This is a genomic window from Sporolactobacillus shoreae (assembly GCF_004684935.1).
GTDB lineage: Bacteria > Bacillota > Bacilli > Bacillales > Sporolactobacillaceae > Sporolactobacillus > Sporolactobacillus shoreae.
On the sequence record NZ_SRJD01000065.1, the window covers coordinates 1 to 1,294 of the forward strand.

Consider the following 1,294-nt stretch of genomic DNA (forward strand, 5'->3'; position numbering starts at 1 on the left):
ATCTCTACGATCAAAACTATCAGGAACCGACCGATTGCGAAGGGTACAACCTGATTAAATACGGCTTTCGCTATTTTACACAATACGATTTTTTCCGCGATGTGGATGCGCTTCGTCACCTCACCGGAAACGGGTATTATCAGATTTTCAGAGATATTAACGGAAAAGTTGTTGACTTTGGCCTGATTAAACCGGGCTGCTGTGAACCGCTCATTGACCTAGATTCCGGAGATTTATACTATGCGATCTCAGCGGTTGATAATCGGTTGATGCAACAGACCATGTATGTCCATTCAAGCGAGATTTTGCACTTTAAATACATGCGATTTGGCGAAGTGAAAGGCATCAACCCAACAGAATTACTAAAGGGGTCGCTGGATTATGACCGTCAGGTACGTCGTATATCGTTGAAACAGCTCTTTGGTACGAACGAAGGCATTATTGTCGCCTTTGAGACGAACATGAACGAACCTGAGAAGAAAGCGGTCATTGATTCCGTGGCTGACTTTTACAAAAATAATGGCGGTTTGTTGGTCCAGGAAAATGGATCAAAAATCGATCGTTTCCAGCGTGAATTGGTTGACACGAACCTGATTGATGTGGATAAGGTGACGCGGTCGCGGGTGGCGATGGTCTATACGTTGCCTGAACACTTTCTGGGCGATACCGGGTCCAGTTTTGCAACGCTGGAACAGCTGAACCTGGAATATGTCACAGGCAATCTCGTTCCTGCCTTAACGCAGTATGAGCGGGAGCTCGATTTCAAACTACTGACGCCCGCACAACGGCGTAAAGGCTATCACTTTAAATTTGATGTGCGTGGTCTGCTTCGAGCAGATACGGCCACACGAGGAGCATTTTATCAGCTTGGTATTCGCAATGGCTGGCTCCATATCAATGATGTTCGAGTGGCTGAGGGTTATCCGCCGGATCCCAGTCCAATGGCTAATAAGTTATGGATCAGCGGCGACCTGTATCCGATCGATACGCCAATCGCTGACCGGAAAGGGGGTGATTCTAAAAGTGAGTCGAACACAACAATCGAAACCAACTAAGTTTTATCGCATGGAAGCATCGGCTGACGGACAATCAGCTGATGTTTTTTTGTTGGGCGAAATCGTCCCCTCAGGCTGGGAATGGGATGCCGATCAATCCGCAGCGTCCTTCAAAAAAGACCTTGATGCGCTGGGTGATGTCTCAACAATCAACCTACACATCAACAGCCCAGGTGGTTCCGTCTTCGAAGGTGTGGCGATTGGCAACATGCTGAAGCAGAACAAAGCGCAGGTAAACG

General features: G+C 47.5%; 2 protein-coding genes. Both read left to right on the forward strand.

What is annotated here, in order from left to right:
* On the forward strand, positions 1–1,055 hold a 1,055-nt coding region (locus E4665_RS18015), incomplete at its 5' end, for a phage portal protein (protein WP_135350183.1).
* The coding region (locus E4665_RS18020) for an ATP-dependent Clp protease proteolytic subunit (protein ID WP_338326020.1) at positions 1,024–1,294 on the forward strand (271 nt) is incomplete at its 3' end. The genes E4665_RS18015 and E4665_RS18020, both read left to right, overlap by 32 nt.